Below are 17645 nucleotides of genomic sequence, written 5' to 3' on the forward strand. Positions count from 1 at the left end.
GACGAAATGGTTGACAATCCGCCTGCGGATGTCGAAAGGTCAAGTCATGATCGCAAAAACGAAACCACTCGCCGCGCTCGACGTCGCTGCCCGCCTGCGCGACGGCATCCGCATGGGCCGTTTTGTCCCAGGACAAAGGCTGGTCGAGGCCGACATCATCGCCGACACCGGCGCCACCCGATCCCGCGTTCGCGAAGCCCTGCAGCGCCTGGCCACCGAAGGCCTGGTGACGATCGAGGAATTCCGCGGCGCCTCGGTCAAGAAGCTGACCCTGGACGAGGTCCGTCAGATTTACCGCGCCCGTATGGCGCTGGAAGGCATTGCCGCCGCCGATTTCGCCGCCGCCGACGTGCCGGACCTGAAAGCTCGCCTCGCCGCCATCCAGGAGGAGATGAACCAGGGCGAATCGAGCGGGGACCACGAACAGTTCGGCCGGCTGAATACGGCCTGGCACCGGCTGATCATCGAAGGCGCGGGCAATGACTATGTCCGCGCCTTCCTGGCCACCTTGACGGTGCCGATCTACCGGCTGTTGTTCTCGACGTTTTACAACGCCCAACGGATTGACGCGGCCAATGCCGACCACCGCCTGATCACCGCGGCGATCGTCGAAGGCCGCGCCGAGGACGCCGAACGCTTTATGCGCGCCCATGTCGAGCAGGGTTTCCATTCGTTGTCCGCTATCCACTCACATTTTGCAGGGAACTAGGGCGGAGCTTTCGCCCCGCCCTGTTGTCCTTACCACTTGGCCTTCAGGCTGACGGCGATCTTGCGACCCAAGGGCGAAGCCGCCGTGGCGTCGTAGCCACCACTGCCGTTGACGCTGGGGGCGATGTTGACATAGGGCGGGCCCTGGTCGAACAGGTCCTGCACATCCACGCCCAGGGTCAGATCCGTCCCCAACCGTTCCCCGACATTCCACGCCAGGTACAGGTCGACCGGCGTATAGGCCTCGACTTCCTGAAGCGGCGTAACGGCCGTGTCGTCATAGGCCCCGACATGCTGGACGAGGACCTGAGCGCTGAGCGGTCCCTTTTCCCACGACACCGACGCCCGCATCTTCAGCTTCAACGGATTGAAGATCGTGTTCAGAACGTCGAGCCGGGGCGCGGCCGGCGTGATCGCCGCCTCATAGTGCGTCAGATAGGTCCCGCCGGCATAGAAGCGGAAGTCGCCATAGCTATCCGTCGGCAGCCGGTAGGTCGCGGCAAAGTCGAAGCCTTGCGTCTGCGACACACCCAGATTGTTGTTCCGCCCATCGACGAACAGGGTGACATTGTTCGGGTTGCCGCCCGGGAACGACCCGCGCAGCAGCGGGATCCCCTGACTCAGCAGGTCCAGTACCCGGTCGCGCGCCGCCGTCCCGGTCAGGATGATCCCCGTCCCGTTGAACTGGCTTTGCCGTGTCAGGATGGCCAGGTCGGACAGGTAGGTCGTCACCTGGTTCTCATACAGCACATCGAAATAGGTCAGGCTGGCATTGAAGCTCTTGGTCGGCCGCCAATCGACGGTGAAGGACTTGGTCTCCGCCGTTTCCGGCTTCAGGTCCAGGTTCGGGCCGGAATAGGCAAACCCGGTCAGCGGCGCCCCGCCCGCCGGATTTTGATAGTTCTGGCCGAACAGCCCGTTCGAATTGCCGTAGATCTGCGGAATGATCGGCGCCCGGAACGACGTCCCGTACGATGCCTTGAACGTCAGCCCGTCGACCGGCGTCCAGTTGACGCCGTACTTCGGGTTGGTCGTCTTGCCGACGTCGGAATAGTCGTCGCTGCGCACGGCCAGGGACAGGTCCAGCTTCTGGAAGCCCGGTATGGCGTTTTCGAAGCCGAAGATCGGGATCAGGGTTTCGACATAGGCCGAAGTCACGTCGCGCTTGAAGTAACGGAACACCATCGGCGCCGTCGGACCGCCGCGGGCGCTGCCGAGGTCGACCTCGTTCTTCTGCTGCTCCAGGCCGGCGGCGATCTTGACCTCACCGCCCGGCAGGGTGAACAGCGCGCCGGTCACCCGGATTTCACCGCCGGCGAAGCGGCCGATGGTCGGATTGATGAAGATCTGGTCGCTCAGGCCCGCCAGAACGCTGGCCGAGGTCCGCCCCAGTCCATACGGATCGAAAGCCTTGGTCGGATCGCTGCTGCCCAGCGCCGTAGTCAAGGCCGCATTGTTCAGCCCGCGCGTCTGAATCGAGTTGTCATGCGTCCGTCCGACGCCGTAGATGACCTCCAGTTTCCAGTCGTGCGGCAGCTTGAACCGCAGGCCCGGCGTGATCTGCCAGCTCTGGGCGTGGCCGGTGATCTGGTCGCGCGGCAGGTCGTTCATGAAGTTGTAGTCGATCGTCGTGCTGGTGCCGGTGAAGCCGGTCGGCCGCACGAACCACGCATTGGTCTGCGGCACGGTCAAGGTGGCGCTGGCATAGTTGGGCTCGCGCACGAAGTCGCGCCGGCTGTAGAAGGCGTCGGCAAACACCGTCATCCACGGTGTCACCTCCTGGGTGAAGGTCGAGTTCAGCGAGACATAGTTCTGCTCGGGAAACAGGTCCTGGCCGACCAGGTCGTCGCAGGTGTTGGATGATCCGGCCACCAGACTGGCGGCATTGGCCTGGGTCAGTTGCGCCGGCATGGCGTAGGACACGCCGCCGGCCTTCAGGGTTCCGGGCGCGCAGCGCGTGACGGAATAGTTGTTGCCGCCGAACTTACGCTGGTCCGATACGAAGAAGTCCCGGTCCTCGCCTTTCAACGCCGAGCGGTTGACCTTTTCGGCGGCGAACATGAACTGGCCGCTGTCCCATTTTTTGCCGAAGGCCACGGCGACCTGCTTCTCGTCGAAGCCGTCGGCAAAGCCGTAGCGCGCAATCGCCTCGCCACCATTCAGGCTGCGGCGCGGAATCAGGTTGACCACCCCGGCCACGGCGTCGGAGCCGTAGATGGCCGAGGCGCCGTCGGCCACGACTTCGATGCGCTCCAGCCCCAGCGATGGCATGACCGACGGATCGATCGAGCGCGAATTGCTGACCACGCGGTGGCCATCGACCAGGATCAGGGTCGAATACGGCCCGATGCCGCGCAGATTGACGCTGTTGCCGAAGACGATATTGCCGTTGCCACCGGACTGCCCGCGTGAGTTTTCACTGACGCCCAGGTCGAAGACCTGAGGGATTTCCTTGATGATGCGGTCGGTAGTGACGGCGGGTGAGTTGGCGATGTCCTCGCGCCCCAGCGCGATGATGGACGACCCCACCGGCGCCGCGCCGCGCAGGCGCGATCCGGTGATGACGACCGGGGTATCGTCCGTGGCGGCAGCAGGGGCATCCTGAGCCACGACGGCAGCCGGGAACGCCAGCAAGGCGGCTCCGGTTAACAAGGCACGGCGGTACGCTATTACCTTCGGCATTTGGTTACACTCCCTATTAGTTAGTTTTTATAACTAAAGAAATGTGATTGACCGGACAGATTGTCAACAATAAAATCTACAATATGTGCAAACAGCCGGAATGCGCGGTTTTTGGGTGACAGCCGATAAGCGCCGACGGCCAGTTCGTGAGAGAAGCTTTTACCTGTAAAATACCCATGACATTGCCACCGAAATGGGCTAGGCGAAAGTCAGACAATTATAAGGTCGGCAAGACCTGGAAAATAGGGATAACCATGAAACGTGCACTGGGCCTGACGGTTCTCGCCTCCCTCCTGCTGGCCGCGGCTGGCACGGCGCTCACGCAAAACGCGCCGCCTCTGCCGGCGTTTCCGCAGCAGACGCCCGAGGAAAAAGCCAAGTCCGACGCCGACCAGGCGGCCTATGCCAAGGCGCCGGACACCGAGGGCACGGGCGCCTTCCCGGCGCTGAAGGAAGAGGATCCGGGCCTGCCCAATCACGTGGTTTACCGGCCGAAAGACCTGTCGAAGGTAGCGCCGGGACAGCTTGGCATCGTCGCCTGGGGCAATGGCGCCTGCGCAGCGGATGGCGCGGGCGCGCGCCTGCACCTGGCGCAGATGGCTTCGCACGGCTATGTCGTCGTCGCTCCCGGCGGCATCCACTCCGGCCCCGGCTCGACGCCCCTGCCGCCACAGGCGCCCGGCGCACAGGGGTTTCAGTTGCAAACGACCGCGGCCGACGTCAAGGCAGGCCTGGACTGGGCCCTGGCCGAAAACACCCGCCCGGGCAGCCCTTATTTCGGCAAGATCGATCCGGACAAGATCGCCGTGGCAGGCTTTAGTTGCGGCGGCATCCAGGCCCTGGACCTGGCCGATGATCCGCGCGTCAAGGCGGTGATCATCGAGAATAGCGGCACCTTCCCCGACGACGCCAATTTCCTCAGCGCGCTGAACGTTAGCAAGGCGACGCTGAAGACCCTGCGTACGCCGGTCCTGTATATTCTGGGCGGGCCTAAGGACATCGCCTATACTAACGGCATGGACGACTTCCAGCGCATCGACCATGTGCCGGTGATGGTGGCGTCCAACGATGCCGGCCACGGCGGCGACTTCCTGCGGCCCAATGGTGGACCGTCGGCGAAGATCGCGGTTGCATGGCTGGAATGGCAGCTTCGCGGCGACAAGACCGCAGGGGCCTATTTCGTCGGTGGAGACTGCGGCCTCTGCAAGGACCCGCAGTGGACGGTCCAGCGCAAGAATTTCCCGGAAACTCCGTAAAGGGTGCAATGACATGATGCAGGACAGCGGCCGGCTCAATCGCCGGCGCCTGATGGGCTATGCTGCTGCGGGCGGAATGGCGGTACTGAGTGGTGGCGCCTGGGCCAAGGCCAAGGCCGCGCCGGATGCGCGGTTGCCGGACGGCACGGACTTTGCGCTGTGGGAACAGCCGCTCAGCTTCTCGAAGACCTATTACGTCGACAACGGCTCGGCGGCCGCCGACGACAGTGGCCCGGGCAACCAGGCGCGGCCCTTCCGCACGATCAACCAGGCGGCGCAGGTCCTGCAGCCCGGCGAGCGCGTCGTTATCGCCGCCGGGACCTACCGCGAATGCGTGCGGCCTGCGCGCGGCGGCGACGGACCGTCGCGGATGATCAGCTATGAGGCGGCCCCCGGCGCGAAGGTCTATATCAAAGGTTCGGAAATCCTGCGCGATGGCTGGCGCCAGGAAACCGTCCATGCTGCCTTCCGTCCGGGGGGCAGCCCTCCCCCGGCCGAAGGCGGCGTGACCACCTGGCGCTATCAGTTCGACAGCGCGCTGTTTCCCGACGCCTATAACCCGTTTGCCTTGCCGAGCCTGATGGGCTCGTGGGCGTGGCTGAACACGGCCACGGTCGATATGGGCCCCTATCTGCGCAGGCGTGGGCTGGTGTTTGCCGATGGCAAGCCGCTGGAGCCGGTGGAGCAACTGCGCGAACTGGCGGCGCCGGCCTTGCCGCCGCTTCCCGATTTCACCAAGCCGGCGACGCCGCAGAACGGACTGCCCGCACGGCGACGCGGCGGCCCGATCATGCAGGAAATCGGCGGCGTGCCTGAAGCGCGGTTCTGGGTGGACCCGTCCGGCACGGCGATCCAGATCCGCCTGGCGTCGGGCACACCCGCCGACCATCAGATCGAGGTGACGACCCGTCAGCATGCCTTCCTGCCGATGCACAGCGGGCTGGGCTATATCCGGGTCAAGGGGCTGACCTTTCAGCATGCCGGCAATGCCTATCCCTTTCCGCAGTACGGCATGGTTTCGGCGGCCGGCGGCGATCACTGGATCCTGGAAGACAACACGCTGGAATGGGCCAATGGCCTGGGGCTCGACCTCGGCTTCGACGGCAACAGCGCCGGCGCGCCCAAGCCTGGCGTCGCGCATGTCATCCGCGGCAACACCATCCGCTTTTGTGGTGTCGGCGGCATAGGCGGCATGGGCACGAGCGATGTCCTGATCGAGGACAATCTGATCGAATGGTGTGGCTGGGCTGACGCCGAACGCGGCTGGGAGGCGGCCGGCGTCAAGTTCCACCGCGCCCGCAACATGATGTTCCGGCGCAATGTCGTGCGTCATATGCGCCATGCCAATGCCGCCTGGTGGGACAGCGAAGACGCCAATTGCCGCATCACCGGCAATATCTTCGCCGACGTCCTGACCGTCAGCGCCGCCGTGCACATGGAGATGAACCGCGAGCCGAACCAGATCGACAACAATATCATCTGGGACGTGCGCAATGCCGAACCGGGAACGCCCGGTCAGAGGGGCTGCGCCGGGTCGGGCCTGTTCATCAACGCCACCGACCAGTTGATGGTGGCGCAGAACCTGATCGGGCGCTGCGACAATTCGGGGATCTTCGCCATTCTGCGCCCGGACCGCGCCGGCAGCGGCCAGGCGCGCGAGAACACCATCGCCAACAATATCTTCGCCAAATGTGGCACCTCGGCCATGGTCTTTCTCGACCGCAAGAATGCGGCGGACGGCAATGTCTTTGTCGACATGCCGACGCGGTTCCTGGGCTTCTACGAAGGCGACGCGAAAACCTATCTCGATCTGGCGGCCTGGCGCGCGGCCTATGGCTGGGACGCAACCTCTGTCGAATCCGGAATACAGATCGCGTTCGATCCCGCCACGCTGCGCCTGACCCTGTCGGGTGCCCGGGCGCTACCCAAGGTCACCTCGATCAACCGCATTCAAGGCGACCTGCTGGGTAAGCCGACTGGGGAGAGGCGCTTCGCCGGACCGCTGGCGAATCCGGCCGCAAGGGAATCGTGGTCCGTCGACCCGCGGCGGAAAAACGGCATCTAGCAAGGTGTTAGCGGGGCGGCTGGGACAGCGCTACACCGGATTGAAGTTTATCCGCCGCCCTTCGCAGGGCAGCATGTATTCGAAAAGATCATGCAAAATAACACCGCGCTTTTTCCCAAAAGCGTGATCGGAATGCGTTCGCCGCCGATTCCATCACGTCGACCACAAAAAAGCAGACTAATTATGCCGCACAACCAGGCTGTATGATGGAAGCCCATGCATGCTTTTTGACAGAAACGTCAACAAATCCCCCACGCCTGAAATTAATTACCATTTATTTTCAATAGTTTAAACTTCAGCGACATTCGACTAGTGCCAAAATAGCCACTTCCATCGCTGAAAAATGATTTCAGATTGACGAGTGTCGCGGTTATGCATCATATATACAGTCAGACTTATTCGCAGGATCTCACATGCAGGATGACGGGCGCGGCACGAGCTCCAGGGCTCCACCACTGCGATTCCGACACGTGCCCGAAGTAATGCCCACGAGTCTGTCAGTGCCAAGTAAATAAAAACCTATGAGATTTAGCTGATTTTTCGGCAAGATACTTATTTCTGAGAGATGAAATAGGTATATGGCGAAGCTATGCGAGGTCTCCAAAACAAATCACGCATAATACAGGGAAATATCGTGAAAATTCTAAAGGCCATGCTTTACGGCGCGTCCGGCGCCGCCATCATCTGCGGCGTTGGATTTCCACTGGTCGCGGCCTCGGCAGCTGCGGCGCAAGAGGTCGCCGCCGGCGCCACTACGGAAGCGGGTGATTCAGACGTTGTCGTGGTGACCGGGTCGCGCCTTATCAAGACAAACGAAAAATCACCGACACCGATCACGGCCGTCACCACGGAACAATTAAGCCAGACAACGCCCAGCGACATTCCTGATGCTCTGAACAAGCTGCCGCAGATCATCGGTGGCCGCACGCCGCGCACGCAAGGCAATGGCGCCAACAATAACGGCGGCAACGTCCTGGCCCTGCGCAATTTCGGTCCCTCACGCACCCTGGTGCTGTTCAACGGTCACCGCGTCGCGCCCAACAATCAGGACGGCACGGTCAATGTCGATGTTCTGCCGCAAATCCTGATGAAGCGCGTTGACATCGTCACCGGCGGTGCATCGGCCGTCTATGGTTCGGACGCCGTCTCGGGTGTGATCAACTTTGTCATCGACGAAGACTTCAACGGCTTCAAATATAAGCTCGATACCGGCATTTCAGGTTATGGCGACGGACGTGAAAATTCCGCCGCGGTCGCTTGGGGCACGGACGTTTTTGACGGGCGTGGACATTTTGAAACCTCCTTCCGTTACCGCCACCAGGACAAGATCCTCAATACGGATCGTCCTTACGCCAAGGATGGACAGGTTTGGTTTCTGACCGGTAACGGATCGGTCGCGAATCCCTTTACCAATACGCCCTTTGCCCGCGTTAACAACCAGCCAATGACCGGCGTTGTAAACTGTGGCTCAGCCTGCTCGCTCAATGGTTACACGGTCACCTCGCCCGGCAATTTTGGCCCGCTGACGCGCGGTACGCCCACGGGAAGCGGCACGATCGATAGTGGCGGCAATGGTGGCTACGTCAAATTCGGCACCTTCCGCTCAGGTCTTGAGATGAAGGACTCGTTCAGCCGGTTTGATTATGATTTTTCTGACAACGTCCACGGTTATGCTCAGATCGCCGTGGCCGAAGCCGACATCTCCTCGGATTGGGTCAATACGGTTGTGAGCTCGTCCGGCTCGGGACGTCCCAGCACGATCTTTGCCAACAACCCGTATCTGTCGCCCACATCTCAAGCAGCTCTGGGTGCCGGCATAACCTGCGGCACGCCTGCGGCAACCGGCTATCGCTGCCTGCCGGCAACCCCACTGACCGCCCAGGACAGATTTAGCTACGATGGCACGCTCATGCCAGGTGCGACCACGCCAGCATCGCCGGGCGTACCCTTTCTGTCTGTCCCTTCCTATATCTGGAACAAGATCGACGGTCAGGACGCCGGTCCACAAGGCCGCGTCTACAAGACCCTGTCGAATCAAAAAAGTTTGAACTTTGAAACCGGTCTGCGGGGAACCCTGGGTAATTTTGACTGGGATATCTTCTACAGCAACAGCTCCAGCGAACTGACGGTCTCGAACCCAAACAACCAACGCAACGACAGGTATCTGGCTTCGCTTGATGCCGTGATCGCGCCTCCGGGCACCCTGGTTAACGGTGTCAATGTTGGCGGCACCATTGTGTGCTGGGTGTCGACCCAGGCGCAGTATGCCTCGCTCTATAAAGGCTGCGTCCCGACCAATATCGTCGATCCGAACGGCCCGTCGTCGGCGTCCTATGACTATCTTGTTCAGGAAACGCACTGGACCCTGAAACAGACCATGCAAAACTGGGGCGCCTCCATCGGTGGCGGGCTGGGTTTCGGACTTCCGGCGGGTGAGATCAGAGGCGCGGCTTCGGCAGATATCCGCTACCAGACGTATAAGATGACCACCAATGCGCTGGCGACGGATTTCGTCAATTGTACCGGTCTTCGTTTGTGCCTGGCGACCGGCAGTTCTGCAGGTGCGGGTGCAGCGCCAGCCTTGTGGATTCAAAACGTCAACAACCCGGTTGATGCGAAAAACAACGTTTACGAAGCCGCTCTGGAATTCACCATTCCTTTGTTGAAGGACCTGCCCCTTGTTGAGGACCTGACCTTGGCAACCGCAGGCCGTTACACAAAGTACTCAACCTTTGATGCCGTTCATTCCTGGAAGCTGGGCCTCGATTGGCATCTGAACTCGATGTTCCACGTGCGGGGCACGCAGTCGGTCGACATTCGGGCGCCAAACCTGAACGATCTTTACCAACCGGCTGGTATTTCGGCGTCGACCTTCTCGGACTTCCTGACGGGCCTAAACCAAAATACGCAGTTTCAAGTCTCCGGTAATCCGAACCTGACGCCTGAAATTGCACGCACGACAACGCTTGGTGTCGTCTTTACGCCAAGCTTCATCCGTAACTTCAACCTGTCGGTTGATTACTACAATACGGATATGAAGGACGCCATCACGAATATCAGCTACAATAATGCGGCGATCCAAAACCTGTGTCTCGCCAGCGCGCCGGCCTACGATTCCAACTTCTGCTCGCTTGCCGTGCGCCCCATCACCAACCCGTCGGATCCGAATTACAAGACTGCGGCGAACTTCCCGACGAAAATCTTCAGTTCTCCTCTGAATGCGGCGCGTTCAACGATCAGTGGTTATGATGTCGAGGCAAACTATGTCTGGAGCATGGGAGATTTTGTGTCCTGGCTGCCGGGTCGCTTTACCGCGCGAACCTTGATCAGCGTGCAACCCACCAATACGACGATCAATATTCCCGGAACCGCCGAGCAATGGGCCTTCCAACCTGAGTACAGGCAGACGACCTTCCTGAGCTATGTCAACGGTGACTGGACCGTTGCCATTCAGGATCAGTATATTGGTAAGGCCAAAAAGGCGACCAGTGATCCCACAGTGGCCAGCAATAACCAAAACTATGTCATCCCTGTCCTGCCTTCGATGAATGTCATCGATCTGACGATCAGCAAGTCATTCGAGTTCCGGTCAGGCAAGAGCGAAGCCTTTATCAACATCACCAATCTTGGCGATACACGCGCCCCCCTAATGCCAGGCGCTGGTGTCCCGGGTCTCACCTATCCGACCGCCGGCTTCCATGACGATATGGGCCGCTACTTCACCGTCGGCGTCAAAGGTAAGTTTTAAGAAAAGGCCGGCTGGCCGGGGTTTCCCGGCCAACCGGAAGACTGCCTTGCGGGCGGTAGCGCGACGTACAAGGTCGCAAGGCTTCCCGGCCTTGCCCGCAACTCCTAGCTTCCCGGACACCTCTTGCGCCCCGCATTCGTGCGGGGCGGTTTTTTGGACGGGTATCGGCGGATTTGCGCCCGAAGCGGAAGCGCAGCAGACAATGAAGAGATTTCACAGCGCCGGCCGGATGGCGGACATGCTTCAAATCTTTCGCTAACTGGCAAGCCGCTCTCGCGCGGCTAAGGCAACCTGGCGGGTAAAGTCTGTCAAATGCTGGGTGGCTAACCGGTTGATCTGCCAATATAGCGGGACAGCGAGAAGTTGACCCGGCACCAGTTCCACAAGCCGGCCTGCTTTCATATGATCCTGAGCCAAAGTGATTGGATTAAGCCCCCATCCGATTCCGGCTACACTGGCATCAACGAAGCTGTGCGACGAAGGCAGCCAATGGGTCGGAAAACGGACCGGCTTGCCCACAGCCTGGCGCACCCAATTCAACTGCATGCTGTCCTTCTGATTGAAGGTCAGGGCCGGCGCACTTTCAAGTGCTTTCGCAGTGACGCCGTTGGGGAAATATCGCTCAACATATTCCGGGCTGGCTGTCGCGGCGTAGCGCAACGATCCCAGCGGCGTGACATGGCATCCCCGAAGGGGCTTTGCGTGTGACGTGACGGCCGCTATTACCCGCCCGCCTTCCAGCCATTCAGCAGTATGGTCCTCATCGTCGATGGCAACCTTCAACAAATACTGTGAGGCGTTTGCGAAGGCGGCGAGTGCAGGCACGAACCAAGTCGCCAGGCTATCGGCATTCACGGCAATACTCAGCGTGACGCGTTGAGTGGTTTCTTCCGGTGTCCGCAGGCCTGGCAATTGCCGGATCAGTTCATGTTCCAGCATGCCTACATGCTCCATGTGCCGGCACAACCATTCCCCCTGTTCAGTCGCAATGCACGGATTCCCTCGTGCGATAAGCACGACGCCCAAGCGCTCCTCAAGGTTTTTAACGCGCTGGGATACGGCAGATGGAGTGACGAATAAGGCTTCAGCGGCCTTTTCAAAGCTACCGGTTTGCACAACCATGGACACGGCGCGGGCAGCTGAATAGTCGATCATGATTAAGTTTGGCTAAATTGAAATAAGATGACTTAATTAGACTAATTTAGTCCAGGGCGATACACCCTTCATGTCATCGAGGAGTGTCACTTGGACTTTTCAGCATATTTTGCAGGCTTGTCTCTCGGTCTGAGCCTGATCGTCGCCATAGGGGCGCAGAACGCCTTTGTTCTGCGGCAAGGCCTGCGCGGCGAACATGTCTTCGCCGTGTGCCTAGCCTGCGCTGTATCGGACGCTGTTCTTATCGCATGCGGCGTCCTAGGCTTTGGTAAGTTGATCGCCATAGTGCCTTGGCTCGATCCCCTGATGCGTTATGGGGGCGCAGCGTTTCTTATCTGCTACGGTGCCCGCAGCCTGTGGTCTGCCATGCGGTCGGCCAACGGCCTGACCACGGACCCAGTGGCGCAGAAGACAGGACTGGTCAAGACGCTGCTGGCTTGCATGGCCATCACCTGGCTCAATCCGCACGTCTATCTCGACACAGTCGTGCTGCTTGGGTCGGTTTCTACGCAGTTCGCCGCCCACCGGACCGCGTTCGCCGCTGGCGCCATGACCGGTTCCTTCCTGTTCTTCTTTGCCCTCGGCTTCTGCGCCGGTTGGCTGAGGCCAGTATTCGCCCGCCCGAGCGCCTGGCGAATACTGGAGGCCATTATTGGTGGTGTGATGTGGCTGATCGCCCTGAAACTGCTGTTAAACCTCTGAAAATCTTCAATCATAAAGGCTCAAATGCATGCTGACTTTTGCCCATACCCGTCGTGAACTTCTCTTCTTTATCGCCCTGCGCTACATCCGGGATGCCATGCTGGGAGCATCGGCTGTTTACGTCCGCCACGCCTATTCCCGTCCGTGGGAAGTGCCAGCTCCGAGGCGTTCTTAACAAATTTCATTCGGAAACCGATATGCTGATAACTGGACCGTCCGCCTTTCCCATTACCCCGTAGATGAAAACGGCCGCGTTGATGCGGACGCCATGCGCCGGCTTGTATCGCGCTTTGCTGCTGCCGAAGTGGACCCTATCGGGATCTTGGGCAGCACCTCGACTTACATGTACCTTAGCGGCGATGAGCGGATCCGCGCGCAGGTATCTTGCCGAAGGTCTGCGTGCGAATGGCGCGGTCCGTTGACAAAGGCGATTTCGCCGACGCGCGCCGGCTGAATTCAGCCCTGGCGCCGGTCTGGGCCAAACGCGGAAACACCACAGTATCGTGGACATGGTTTAGACTCGCGACGAAACCGGAGGGCGCAGTGAGAAGTTTGGCGCCTCGACCTCAGGGGTTTCATTCCGAAAAACCCGGCGATTTACGTCTTCGACCTGCCCAAGGTTCGCGCTGGCGAGCGTTTTTGAGACTGGGCAGGGCACCTGCCCTCCCCGCCCGTGAAGCAACGCCTGCCCGTTCACAGGCGTTGAGGAAACCTAGTGCCCGGCCGCCGCCGTTTGCTTTGCCAGCTCGGCATTGAAGTCGCGCTCGCTTTGCGCGTTGAAATCGCCAAGCGCATCGGCATTCACAAACGCGTCGGGATCACCGGCGATCTGCCGGGCGCGCTTGTCGGCAAGGCCGAAGAAGTTGGCGTGGTTGGCCAGGAAGATATCGGCCTTCACGTTGCGCATATAGGCGAAGGTGGCGCGATAGTCCGCGATCATGCCGGGGTAGGATTCCGGCGCAAGCGCCTGCCCGCCCGTCGTGGTGCTGCAATGAAAAAAGGCCTGATGCAGCCTGCCGTCATCGCCGCGGACGTCCATGCTCCAGCTGGTGCAGCCTGGGGTATGGCCGGGCGTGAGGTGCGCCGTTAGGGTGACACCACCCAGGCTTAGTTTGTCGCCATTGCCAATAATACGATCGACCCGCACCGCCGGCACGGAAATGTTGGCGGTAGGCCCGTAGCCGACCCGGCCGCTTTCCAGGACGGCGCGATCCGCAGCACTTGCGACCAGGGTTGCTCCGGTCGCCTGTTTCAGGGCAGCCAGGCCGCCGGCGTGGTCGAAATGGGCGTGGCTGTTGAGAAGGTATTTCACGTCACGGATATCAAAGCCGAGCGCCTGAATATTGGCGATAATTTGCGGCGGCGTTTGCGGCAACGCGCCATCCAGGAGGATGTGTCCCTGCGGCGTGGTAATGAGCCATGAACTTACGCCGGTCGTACCGACATAATAGATGTTACCCATGACCTTGAAGGGCGGAAACGGATCATTCCAGTGCGCCTCCGCCGCCATCTCGGCGAGCGGCGCCGCTTCGGCGGCTGAGATTTGCCCTTGGTCCGCCAGGGGCGAAAGGCCGTGAGGCCCGGAGGCCGCACACCCGACCAGAAGGATAGCCGTAGCTACTGAAAGTAATCTGGGCATTGACGTAAACTCCGCTTTCGGCGTTACGCCTTGGGTTTCAGATAGCCGCGCATATCGATCCAGCGGACAAAGGCGTCGAACCAGCCCGTGCTGGTCGTCGGCTTTTGGTACATGCCGAAGCCATGCCCGCCCTTCTCGTACAGATGCAGCTCCACCGGCCGTTTGGCCGCGCGCCAGGCAGTGATCAGGCCGAAGTCCGGCTCGATCAGCGGGTCATCCGCCGCCAAGGCCACAAACATCGGCGGCGCGTCCGCCGGCACCTCGACCGCGGTCAGCGGCGCATAGACGTAACCGATAAAGGCCGGTTTGGCCTCCGCGCTCTGCAGGGTCGTCCACAACGTCAGCCGCGCCCCCGCCGAAAAGCCCACCATGCCGATCCGGTCGGCGTCGATGCCCCACTTCGCGGCATTGGCGCGGACCAGGGCGAAGGCGGCATTGACGTCGGCGATCTGGGGCGAATCCGCCGGAACCACCCACGGCCGGCCGGGGCTGCCGGCCGACGGCGGCGGCCCGGCCGGGCGCGAAAACTCTTCCAGGCTGGCCGGCGTCTGGTTCAACCGGTATTTCAGCACAAAGGCCGCCACGCCCCGGTCGGCCATTTGGCGGGCCATGTCCCAGCCCTCGTTTTCCATCGACAGGGTGCGGAAGCCGCCGCCCGGCGCGATGATCACCGCCGCCCCCGTGGCTTTCGCCGGATCGGGCAGGAACGGCGTCAGGGTCGCTTCAGTGACGTTACGGGCAAACACGCTGCCATACTGGCGGTGCCACGATTCCGGCGCCGTCGCCCCCGGCAAGGCGCCGGTGTTGAGCGGTAGGGCGCCTGGTTGGGCCGGGATCTCTATGGCGACCATCTTGTTGTCCTGCGCCGACGCCGGCGAGGCGACCGCGCAGATCAGCGCCAGAGCGCCGGCCAGGCTCGCCAACCGGCGGCCGAAATCGGAGACGTATTTCATGACGGTTTCCTCATCTGTTCGGGGCTCTGACCGGCCCGTGTTAGCGCTAACCTATGACCTTGCAGACCAAATTGTCAACAATTCATCGCGCCAAGCGCTCCACATGACGAGGCCAAAAAAAACACATCAACGCCTTAACGTTCCAAGGTTTGCGGCAGCCAAAGTGAGTTGGAGAGGGGAGACGGGGTCGAACCGACATCCTCAGCTTGGAAGGCTGTTTTCAAGATAAGAATCTTTTTTATATCAGATCTTTAGCGCAAATTTTATAAACTTCTGCTCCGACTTTGCTCAATACTGAAGCGTTCGAGACCCAGCTTGTGCCTGACACCCGGCATAGGCTGCAGACATGGGTTAAGGCAAAACCAAGTTGGTTTCGATATCCTTTAGCTGGTAAGCTTTGCCCTGCCATATGAAACTCCCAGGAAGCCCGGCCGGTTTTGTGATGCGGGCGCTCAGGCGTCCATCGGCAAGACGGCGGTAGCTAACCGAAACGAGGCCGGCGGGCGTCGCGGCCGCTGCATCCAGTTCGGTGAGGTGACCCAGGTGGGGTTCGACCAAAACTCTTGTATAGCCAGGTGCCGCCGAGCGAATGCCGGCAACAACACCGATCAGGTCGGCGGTCGGATGGGAACTCCAGGCGTGCGTGTCGGAGCGGGTTTCGCCGCGATTTTCCGGCCAGGTGGTGAAGTTAAGCTTCGTCAGGTCGCGCCAGGTTTGCAGACGGTCCAGGTAGGTGTCGCTGAGGCCGGCATGGTCAAAGGCGCGCAGGAGATACCAGGAGAAGTAATAGCTGGACTGGATGATTCCGTCAGGCGCCTCGACGCCCCTGGGTGTCGTCACCGCTGTCATGATGGCCTGCATCCGGGCGCGTGGGGCGACGTCGTAGAGCACGGCCATGGCGTTGGCGTGCTGGCTGAAGACCGTCCGGGTCGGGGAATCGGCATAGAGGCCACGGCCTTCGTCCCAGCATTGGTTTTGGATAGCGGCCGAGAGTTTCTTTGCTTTTTCAAGGTTTTGCGCTGAAATTTGCGCGTCTCCGACGGCGGTTTCGACCGCCGCCATGTCCTTGAGCGCGCCGAGATAGGTCAGGGAGATCAGGCACGAGGTGTCCGTCGCCCGGTCATAGGAAGGGAAGCGATCGTACTGGCTGGGGCCAAACGGGGCCTGGGCTTCGCCCGCCCAGTCGACGAAGTTCCAGCCCGGCGTGATCTTGATCAGGCCGTTGTCGGCGAAATAGGGCTCGAACCAGGCCAGGACCCTGCGGCCGCCGGCCAGGTTGCGTTTCAGGACCGCCGGATCGGGCTGGTTGTCGAGGTAATCGTGCATCATGCCGATCCACAACAGGCCGAACGGCGGAATGACATTGTCCGTGCTGGAGGGATAGGCAGACTGGATCATGCCGTCGGGCTTCTGGGAAAAGCCAAAAGCATCAATGGCTTGTACCGGAAGGCGGGGATCGCCGGAGACGGTATAGGCGATCAGGCTCTGGAGGCGGGTATCGCCGACATATTGCAGCTGTTCCCAGTAGGAACTGTCCTGGAAGGTTTCATGGGCGTCGATGCGGACGGTCTGCCAGCCGATCTGCCAGATGCGGTTCAGTTCAGGGTCATTACTGCGGAAATAACCTTTTTCTTCAAAGGGATACCCGGTTTCGTGGAGGGCCAGATTTTTCACGGTCAGGGGCCGATCGCCCGTGGTGATGTCAAGCTGGACATAGCGGAAGGTTCGCCACCACAGGGACCGGTAGGTGTGTTCGCCGCCGGAGATTTTGAAACTGTCGTCGAGGCCGATGATCCGGCGGTCGGCGACCTCGCTGCGGTCGCCCTTTTTGCCGGTAGCATCGTACAGGGCTTCGGCGTAGGTCAGCTTGACTGAGGCGCCCTCACTTCCATCAATCGAAACTTCCGGATAAGCGGAAATGACCTGACCCTGGTCGATCAGGATCGAGGCCTTCGTATGGGCCGGGATTGTGGTCTGCAGAGTCGCTTCCGGGAGGGTGGTGCGAACGACCTTGCCGATGGGAAGCGGTCGGTAGGCCATCTGGGGGAGTTGGCTCGGGACCAGGGTCCAGGCCGAAGGATCGGCGACCGGAACCACCGGCGCCCACTTCGCCGCGGTCTGTCGCGGACCGTTCCAGTCCCAGTCGGCCTGGGCGCCGTCGATGTCCTCGGAGCTGCCGGCGGCGTAGAAGGTCGGCCCGAAGGCTTCGATCATCACCGGAAAGGGCGAGCGGAAGCCGTGGCCGGGCTGGATGGCGGCCAGCCAGCCGGAGGCCGTGTCCAGGGCGGATGCGCCGCCCTCGCCTTCCAGCCAGAAGCCGAGGCCGGCGCTGAGCTGGGCCAGGGGCGCTGTCTGGAAGCGGGTTTTGGTGGTGTCTTCGACCGCGTTCCACACCTCGGCGGCCACGACATTGCGGCCGGGCTTGAGATAAGGGGCGAGATCGAGGGTTTCATAGCGCCAGTGGGCCAGGTCGCCGCGCGACGGTCCGGCCCCTACCCTCTGGCCGTTGACGTACAGGATAAAGCGGTTGTCGGCGCTGACCTTGATGCGGTAGGCGTCGGGTGTGCTGGCCAGGTCGATCTCCTTGCGGAAATGCGCCACCACCTGGGTTTTGGCTTCGACACCCGGCAGGGTCACCCACCGGCCTTCGGCATGGGCCGAAGACGCGCCCATCCAGCAGGCTGCCGCCACTATCAAGCTTCCGAACCTGTTCATAACTGTCACCCTTATCCGATTG

Annotated in this window: 10 protein-coding genes; 5 read left to right on the forward strand and 5 right to left on the reverse strand. The window is 61.1% G+C overall.

All coding sequences use genetic code 11. The features are described 5' to 3' along the window. Positions 1-46: 46 nt before the first annotated feature. Positions 47-709, forward strand: coding sequence for a GntR family transcriptional regulator (locus ABAC460_RS48360; RefSeq protein WP_081716567.1), 663 nt, complete (start codon positions 47-49; stop codon positions 707-709). A gap of 29 nt (positions 710-738) precedes the next feature. Here ABAC460_RS48360 and ABAC460_RS37885 read toward each other — a convergent pair whose 3' ends face one another. Next, the gene (locus tag ABAC460_RS37885) at positions 739-3390 is read right to left on the reverse strand and encodes a TonB-dependent receptor plug domain-containing protein (protein WP_081716556.1); all 2652 of its coding nucleotides are present in this window, start codon (positions 3388-3390) and stop codon (positions 739-741) included. Between the two features lie 254 nt (positions 3391-3644). Here ABAC460_RS37885 and ABAC460_RS37890 point away from each other — a divergent pair, with 254 nt between their 5' ends. From ABAC460_RS37890 to ABAC460_RS37900, 3 genes are all read left to right on the forward strand, one after another. Beyond that, positions 3645-4646 carry an alpha/beta hydrolase gene (locus tag ABAC460_RS37890; RefSeq protein WP_023453940.1) on the forward strand — a complete coding sequence of 334 codons (1002 nt, stop codon included), beginning with the start codon at positions 3645-3647 and terminating at the stop codon, positions 4644-4646. 13 nt (positions 4647-4659) lie between these two features. Continuing rightward, positions 4660-6711, forward strand: a complete 2052-nt coding sequence (locus ABAC460_RS37895; protein ID WP_023453941.1) for a right-handed parallel beta-helix repeat-containing protein — start codon at positions 4660-4662, stop codon at positions 6709-6711. A 634-nt stretch (positions 6712-7345) separates the two neighbouring features. Next, positions 7346-10459, forward strand: coding sequence for a TonB-dependent receptor domain-containing protein (locus ABAC460_RS37900; RefSeq protein WP_031236923.1), 3114 nt, complete (start codon positions 7346-7348; stop codon positions 10457-10459). A gap of 255 nt (positions 10460-10714) precedes the next feature. Here ABAC460_RS37900 and ABAC460_RS37905 read toward each other — a convergent pair whose 3' ends face one another. Further along, the gene (locus ABAC460_RS37905) at positions 10715-11614 is read right to left on the reverse strand and encodes a LysR family transcriptional regulator ArgP (protein WP_023453943.1); all 900 of its coding nucleotides are present in this window, start codon (positions 11612-11614) and stop codon (positions 10715-10717) included. Between the two features lie 90 nt (positions 11615-11704). Between ABAC460_RS37905 and ABAC460_RS37910 the strand changes: the two genes are divergently transcribed. Continuing rightward, the gene (locus ABAC460_RS37910) at positions 11705-12316 is read left to right on the forward strand and encodes a LysE/ArgO family amino acid transporter (RefSeq protein WP_023453944.1); all 612 of its coding nucleotides are present in this window, start codon (positions 11705-11707) and stop codon (positions 12314-12316) included. A gap of 712 nt (positions 12317-13028) precedes the next feature. Here ABAC460_RS37910 and bla read toward each other — a convergent pair. From bla to ABAC460_RS37925, 3 genes are all read right to left on the reverse strand, one after another. Further along, on the reverse strand, positions 13029-13955 hold the full coding sequence (bla, locus tag ABAC460_RS37915; RefSeq protein ID WP_031236924.1) for a subclass B3 metallo-beta-lactamase: 927 nt from the start codon (positions 13953-13955) through the stop codon (positions 13029-13031). Positions 13956-13978: 23 nt separating this feature from the next. Next, on the reverse strand, positions 13979-14908 hold the full coding sequence (locus tag ABAC460_RS37920; RefSeq protein ID WP_023453946.1) for an alpha/beta hydrolase: 930 nt from the start codon (positions 14906-14908) through the stop codon (positions 13979-13981). Between the two features lie 351 nt (positions 14909-15259). Then, positions 15260-17623 carry a family 78 glycoside hydrolase catalytic domain gene (locus tag ABAC460_RS37925; RefSeq protein ID WP_162150328.1) on the reverse strand — a complete coding sequence of 788 codons (2364 nt, stop codon included), beginning with the start codon at positions 17621-17623 and terminating at the stop codon, positions 15260-15262. Between the last annotated feature and the right edge of the window lie 22 nt (positions 17624-17645).

The organism is Asticcacaulis sp. AC460 (genome assembly GCF_000495795.1).
Lineage (GTDB): Bacteria > Pseudomonadota > Alphaproteobacteria > Caulobacterales > Caulobacteraceae > Asticcacaulis.

Bases quoted from the DNA above. Each gene is read 5' to 3' on its own strand.
- ABAC460_RS48360 (WP_081716567.1), top strand. From the start codon at position 47: ATGATCGCAAAAACGAAACCACTCGCCGCGCTCGACGTCGCTGCCCGC.
- ABAC460_RS37885 (WP_081716556.1), bottom strand. From the start codon at position 3,390: ATGCCGAAGGTAATAGCGTACCGCCGTGCCTTGTTAACCGGAGCCGCC.
- ABAC460_RS37890 (WP_023453940.1), top strand. From the start codon at position 3,645: ATGAAACGTGCACTGGGCCTGACGGTTCTCGCCTCCCTCCTGCTGGCC.
- ABAC460_RS37895 (WP_023453941.1), top strand. From the start codon at position 4,660: ATGATGCAGGACAGCGGCCGGCTCAATCGCCGGCGCCTGATGGGCTAT.
- ABAC460_RS37905 (WP_023453943.1), bottom strand. From the start codon at position 11,614: ATGATCGACTATTCAGCTGCCCGCGCCGTGTCCATGGTTGTGCAAACC.
- bla (WP_031236924.1), bottom strand. From the start codon at position 13,955: ATGCCCAGATTACTTTCAGTAGCTACGGCTATCCTTCTGGTCGGGTGT.
- ABAC460_RS37920 (WP_023453946.1), bottom strand. From the start codon at position 14,908: ATGAAATACGTCTCCGATTTCGGCCGCCGGTTGGCGAGCCTGGCCGGC.
- ABAC460_RS37925 (WP_162150328.1), bottom strand. From the start codon at position 17,623: ATGAACAGGTTCGGAAGCTTGATAGTGGCGGCAGCCTGCTGGATGGGC.